General features: G+C 29.8%; 7 protein-coding genes. All 7 read left to right on the forward strand.

The window, feature by feature from the left end:
• On the forward strand, positions 1-542 hold a 542-nt coding region (locus QZZ53_RS15395; RefSeq protein WP_296386322.1), incomplete at its 5' end, for a CDP-glycerol glycerophosphotransferase family protein.
• 17 nt (positions 543-559) lie between these two features.
• Entirely contained in the window at positions 560-1390 is an 831-nt protein-coding gene (locus tag QZZ53_RS15400; RefSeq protein ID WP_296386323.1) for a glycosyltransferase family 2 protein, read from the forward strand.
• Between the two features lie 6 nt (positions 1391-1396).
• Positions 1397-2662 (forward strand): glycosyltransferase, encoded by a 1266-nt coding sequence (locus tag QZZ53_RS15405; protein ID WP_296386324.1) that lies wholly within the window; start codon positions 1397-1399, stop codon positions 2660-2662.
• A gap of 12 nt (positions 2663-2674) precedes the next feature.
• Complete coding sequence (locus QZZ53_RS15410) at positions 2675-3679, forward strand: glycosyltransferase family A protein (RefSeq protein WP_296386325.1); 1005 nt, start codon at positions 2675-2677, stop codon at positions 3677-3679.
• Positions 3672-4823 (forward strand): glycosyltransferase family 4 protein, encoded by a 1152-nt coding sequence (locus QZZ53_RS15415; RefSeq protein ID WP_296386326.1) that lies wholly within the window; start codon positions 3672-3674, stop codon positions 4821-4823. Before QZZ53_RS15410 ends, QZZ53_RS15415 begins: the two co-directional genes overlap by 8 nt.
• A 121-nt stretch (positions 4824-4944) precedes the next feature.
• Entirely contained in the window at positions 4945-5991 is a 1047-nt protein-coding gene (locus tag QZZ53_RS15420; RefSeq protein ID WP_296386327.1) for an N-acetylneuraminate synthase family protein, read from the forward strand.
• Positions 5973-6290 (forward strand): hypothetical protein, encoded by a 318-nt coding sequence (locus QZZ53_RS15425; RefSeq protein ID WP_296386328.1) that lies wholly within the window; start codon positions 5973-5975, stop codon positions 6288-6290. The genes QZZ53_RS15420 and QZZ53_RS15425 overlap by 19 nt, the downstream gene beginning before the upstream one ends.
• Positions 6291-6357 lie beyond the last annotated feature (67 nt).

The raw sequence follows: 6357 nt of genomic DNA on the forward strand, positions 1-6357 counted from the left end.
CTGAATATGAGGATAGGGAAGATCCAGAAAAATGTTACTTAAATTATATCAATAAAATATATAAAAGTATCGATTTCTCAAAGTGTTTTTTGATTATAAAAATGCATCCTAACGATACAGTTGAACCAAATATTTATAAGAACCAACTAAAATATTTTGGTATAGATGAAAAAGAAGTGTTAATTATTGAACCAAATAATACAACTAACGTATACGATTATGTTAATATTTCTGACTTAATTATAAGTCGATCATCCACAATAATGGAAGAATCATTACTTTTAAAGAAAAAGATTATCGCTTTTGATTTATTTGAAGATGGCCCAAGCAAATATTATGATCATTTAAAAGAATATCCATCATATAGAACTGTAATTGGTAATAACGTAGATTTAGCAAAAGAAATTGAAATGAATTTCGTAAATGATAGCTTTAATGAAGATGATTATAGCAAGATAGTAGAAGACTTTACATATAAATTAGATAACGGTTCCTCTCAAAGAATTTTAAATGTTTTTAAACATCTTTCAGAAAAAAAATAACATTAAATAATTAGTAGATGCTAATATCTGTTATAACCATAAACTATAATAATAAGACAGGTCTTACTGACACTATAAATAGTGTGAAGAGTCAAAATTTTAAAGACTTTGAATACATTGTTATTGATGGTGATAGTAGTGATGGTAGTAAAGGTATTGTGGAAGCCAACAAAGCTCATTTTGCTTATTGCACAAGCGAGAAAGATTCTGGTATTTATAATGCCATGAATAAAGGAATTAGAGCATCAAATGGAAAGTATTTATTATTTCTTAATAGTGGTGATACTCTAGATAATGAGACTATTTTAGAAAATAGTTCTAAATATTTAAAAACGGATAAAGATATCTATTTTGGGAATTTAGAATTGGTGCATGAGACAACAAGAGAGATTGTAAGATATCCAGATGAGTTAAGTTTTAATTTCTTTTTTAACAAAGGTCATATTCCTCATCCATCGTCATTTATAAAAAAATCATTATTTAATGAGGTTTATATGTACAAAGAGAAATTTAAAATCGTTTCAGATTGGGACTTTTTTGTATGCGCAATATGTAAGCACAATGCATCATATTTGCACATTGATCAAGTGATTTCAAATTATGCTACTGACGGTATTTCTGGTGATCCAAAATATGTACAGTTATTACAGAATGAAAGAGCGCAAAGTATAAAAGATAATTTTCCGTTGTTTATTGATGAAGCAAAACGCTTAGTTGAATATGATAAAAAGTTTAAGCTCAATCGTTTTAAAATGTTGAATGTATTGGAGGAGAATTCCATGGCACAAAAAATGAACTCAATTTGGCTCACCTTGTTAGCTAAATTATTTAGAAAGCCCTCTAAGTAATCATAGATGGAAAAAAACCTTACAGCATCTATCAATTCAAAACCAAAGGATAAGGTTGTACATGTCTTGAGTATTTTTCCTTCTCAGTCAGAAACCTTTATAATTAATTTTATTTTAGAAACTTTAAAGCACAATTATTCTGCACAAATTCTTGCAGATAATGTGAGCGGTTTAGGTGTTTCCTCTCAGCAAGACTTATTGCTAAAAAACGGACTGCATGAAACTGTAGAAACATTTAATCCTAAAGTTTCGGAGAATAAATTTAATAGACTTCTTATGGCAATTTGGGTTCTTTTAAAAAACATTAAATTCAGTTTAATTTTTCTACGAACGCTAAACTTTAAAAAGTATGGCTTAAAATCTAAAACACTAAAAATGTGGTTTCAAGCAGCTGCATTTTTAAGACATAGAGATGCTATAGTTTTTCATGCACATTTTGGCATTAACGGAAAGTTATTGGCAGAAATGAAAGAAATAGGAGCAATTAGAGGAAGGGTTGTTACCTCTTTTTATGGTTATGATACATTTTCAACAGAAGAAACAAAGAATCATTTTACAAACTACTACTTAGAAGCATTTAAAGCATCTAGTCATATTATTACAAGCTCTAATTATTTATTCGATAACTTAATAGACCTAAATGTTCCTAAGGAGAAGGTTATGGTTAATTCAGTAGGTGTAGATTTAGAGATCTTTAATTATAAGAATAGAAGTTATGATGGTATTTTTAACATCATTACTGTAGGTAGATTAATTAAATTAAAAGGTCAACACCTAGGAATTGAAATAATTAAAGTTTTAAAAGAAAGAGGATATAACGTGCATTACACAATTGTTGGTGCTGGTGATGAATATGAAGCTTTATTACAAAAAATAAAGAATTTAAATTTAGAGGATTCCATTACTTTAAGTGGTGGTGGAACACAAAATGGAATCATAGAATTGCTGCAACAAAATCATTTGTTTTTGATGACATCTATAACAGATAGTAGTGGTAGAGCAGAAGGACAAGGGTTAGTTAGTGCAGAAGCTCAAGCTACCGGAATACCAGTTGTAGGTTTTAATTCTGGTGGAATACCAGAGACTATTAAAAATGGTGAAACTGGATATATAGTAGACGAAGGAAACGTTGAAGCCATGGCAAATGTTGTTGAAGTGTTTATTAAAGACCCAAAACTAATTGATATAATGGGATTAGAAGCTAGGTCTTTTGTAGAAGAAAAATTTAATAATAGAATTCAAAGTCAAAACATCATAAAGCTTTATCAATAATAATTGGTTAAAATGCAAGAAGGATTAATATCAGTAATTATACCGACTTATAATCGAGCACATTTGTTGCCAGAGACTTTAGCGAGCATAGAAAGTCAAACCTACAAAAATTGGGAATGTATTATTGTAGATGATGGTAGTACTGATAATACAGAAGAAATAATTTTAAGCCATTCAGATTCTAGATTTGTATTTTACAAAAGGCCAAAAGAAAGACAGAAAGGAGCTAACGCTTGTCGTAACTATGGTTTTAAAAAATCTAATGGTGAATACATCAATTGGTTTGATAGTGATGATTTAATGCATCCAGATTTTTTAAAATTAAAAGTTGAAGAACTAGAAACAGATTTGTCCTTAGATTTTTGCGCTTGTGTTGGGCAAAAGTTTATTGAAAATACAAATGAAGAGCCTATACCAGATCCGCCTAAAGTATTAAATTCTAAATCCTATATAGAAGATTATCTTCTTAATGGACTATTTTTTTATACACCATCTCCTTTGTGGCGCTATAAATTTTTAGAAACTAAAGATTTATTCGATGAAAGCTTGCATCGATCCCAAGAGAGAGATTTTCATTTTAGAATGTTAACGTATCAGCCTAAGTACCTTCACTTAGAAACAGTTTTATTTAATATTAGAACAGGTATAGAAAGCATCTCTGAAGGGGCTTCAAAATCTATTATTGCGCAAAAATCAATTTTTAAATATTTTGATGGTGTTTTCACTTATCTTAAAAACAATCAGAACGAAGATAAGAGAGAAAAATTAATGAGTTATGTGTTCTATAGACAGACGACTAATTATTATAATATTAATCAATTATGCAATAACTTTTCTCAAAGATTTAATATCTTTAAATCGTATTCAAAACACCTAATTAGTTATGTGTTTACTTCAAAAAAATTAAAGACACATTTTTTTAAAATAGTCTTTGGTCTTATTATGGTATTAGTGACTAATAAGGGATATAAATTTTTTTATTTTCCTGAGTACGATTATGTTAAAAAAAATGAATAATACTGAAGTTATATTAATATCACAATTTCAACTACCATATCCAAAAATAGCAAGTTGGACGACTATGTATAACCAGATACTAGCTAAAGAATCCCATTCATTTAACCATATTGTCTGTCCTAAAGTAAAAACAAAAGCGTCTAAAGTTTCATATCAATTTCTAAGAGATGTTTCAATTTCTGATAAATTAAAGAATAAACTCTTTGACCCAAAGAGTAGATATAATAATTATTTAGAAGCGTTAGAGAACATAATTGAAGTAGATAAAAAATACATTATACATATTATAGATAATAGTGGTGTTGTATTGTCAATAGATGCTTATTTAAAAGAAAAGTATAATAGAAAGGATTTTTTTATTCAATATTATTACCATGGATTTGCTCCGCTTTTTAGTAGAAAAATAGGTCAGCCATTTTTAAATGCAATTGACGAAATTTTCTTTCTTACAAATTTATCTTATAAAGCTCATCTTAATTTTTATAACGACTGTACTTTTAAAGCGAGAGTAATTAGTAATGGTGTAGATTCAAAAAAATTTCATACCATAAATACTCAAGAAACACTTCAACTGAGACAAGAATTTGGTGTAGAAAAAGGACGGACTGTATTCTTGTGGTGTTCTCAAGATAGGCCTAAAAAAGGGTTGCATATTGTATTAGAAGCATTTAATAAACTTTATCAAAAAGACAAGAATGTACACTTATTAATAGTGGGAATCGATACAGAAATTAATCAGCAAGGAGTTACAGTCATAGGACGAGTTCCTAATGATGAATTGCCTAAATACTATCAAATAGCTGATGTCTATTTATTTCCTTCATTGTGGAAAGAAGGTTTTGGAATTGTATTAGCAGAAGCGTTAAAATGTGGTTGTTATTGTATTGCGTCGAAGCAAGGTGGTATTCCAGAGGTTCTTAATTATGGTGAGTATGGAGTGTTAATAGAGCATCCAAATTTTATTGACGAGTGGGTTGTTGAGATGAATAAGGCTGTTGAAGTTTTAAAAACTAACGGAAAGAATCCATATTTAAAAGCCATACCTCAAAATTTATATGATATAGAAGACTGGGCCAAAAAAATAGACCTGTATTTAGAAGAAGCAAAAGCCTCAATAAATAGTATATCACCAAAGTATCGTTAATAAAAAGAATATTATATTCAATAAATATTTTATCCATTAATTGTAAATCATAAATTAGCAGAAATTCATATTGATAGCCAAAATGACTTTGGGAATACAAAAATTATCTTAATAAAACTTAATGTCTAACAATCCATACATAGAAATATCTGGTAGAAAAATAGGACCAGATTTCCCACCTTTAGTTATAGCAGAAATAGGTATAAATCACGAAGGTTCTCTGAAAGTAGCTAAAGAAATGGTAGATGCTGCGTATAGAGCAGGAGTCGAAGTTGTTAAGCATCAAACTCATATTGTTGAAGACGAGATGAGTGGTGCTGCAAAGAAAGTTATTCCAGGAAATGCAGATGTTTCTATTTATGAAATTATGGAGCGTTGTTCTCTAAATGAATCAGACGAATTAGAATTAAAGAAATATGTAGAAAGCAAAGCGATGATTTTTATTTCTACACCATTTTCTAGAGCAGCAGCAGAACGTTTGCAAGGTTTTGATGTTTCTGCTTATAAAATAGGTTCCGGAGAATGTAATAATTATCCCTTATTAGAGCATATTGCAAAATTTGGTAAGCCTGTAATTCTTAGTACAGGAATGAATACTATAGAGAGTGTAAAAAAAGCGGTAGAAATTTTTAAAGCTCATAAAACACCTTTGGCATTATTGCATACAACAAACTTGTATCCAACACCATCTCACTTGGTTCGTTATGGAGCGATGATGGAGTTACATACTGCATTTCCAGATCATGTTTTTGGACTTAGTGACCATACATTAAATAATAATGCATGTTTAGGTTCGGTGGCATTAGGAGCTTCAATTTTAGAACGTCATTTTACGGATCATAAACAGCGTACTGGGCCAGATATAGTATGCAGTATGGACGAAAACGAGAGTAAAGAATTAGTGATTTCTAGTAAGGAAATTTGGAGTATGAGAGGAGGAGCTAAGGAGCCAGCTAAAGAAGAGCAAGTCACTATAGATTTTGCCTTTGCTACAGTATGTACTATTAAATTTATTAAAAAGGGGGAAGCATTCACAAAAGATAATATTTGGGTAAAACGACCTGGTACTGGTGATATTCTGGCAGAACACTACAATGATATTCTGGGTAAGATTGCAAAAGAGGATATTGAAAAAGATAAGCAAGTAGCATGGAGCGATATAAAATAATAGATTTTGTAGATTTCTTACTTAAAAGAGTTTTTCAACCAAAACCAATTCCTGAAATTCTAATTTTTAATGCTTGGATGGATGTTGTAAAGGACGTGAATTTTCATTTTCCTAATACAACCGAAGATGATATCTTTGATAAGATAAAGACAAATCAAAATGAGTTAGTCGTATTCCTTTATAGGATTGGTAGTCAGCTTCATAAAGAAAATAGAGAGGATTTAAAACCTCAGATACATTTCTTAATGAAAGATTTATGTAGCTGCGAGATTTATTTTAATACAATAATGTATATATAATTACTACATTATCACTGGTGTCCCCCAAGGCTCGGTCCTTGGACCTATGTTATTCAACATATATCTC

The sequence above is a fragment of the Winogradskyella sp. genome (assembly GCF_016744625.1).
Lineage (GTDB): Bacteria > Bacteroidota > Bacteroidia > Flavobacteriales > Flavobacteriaceae > Winogradskyella.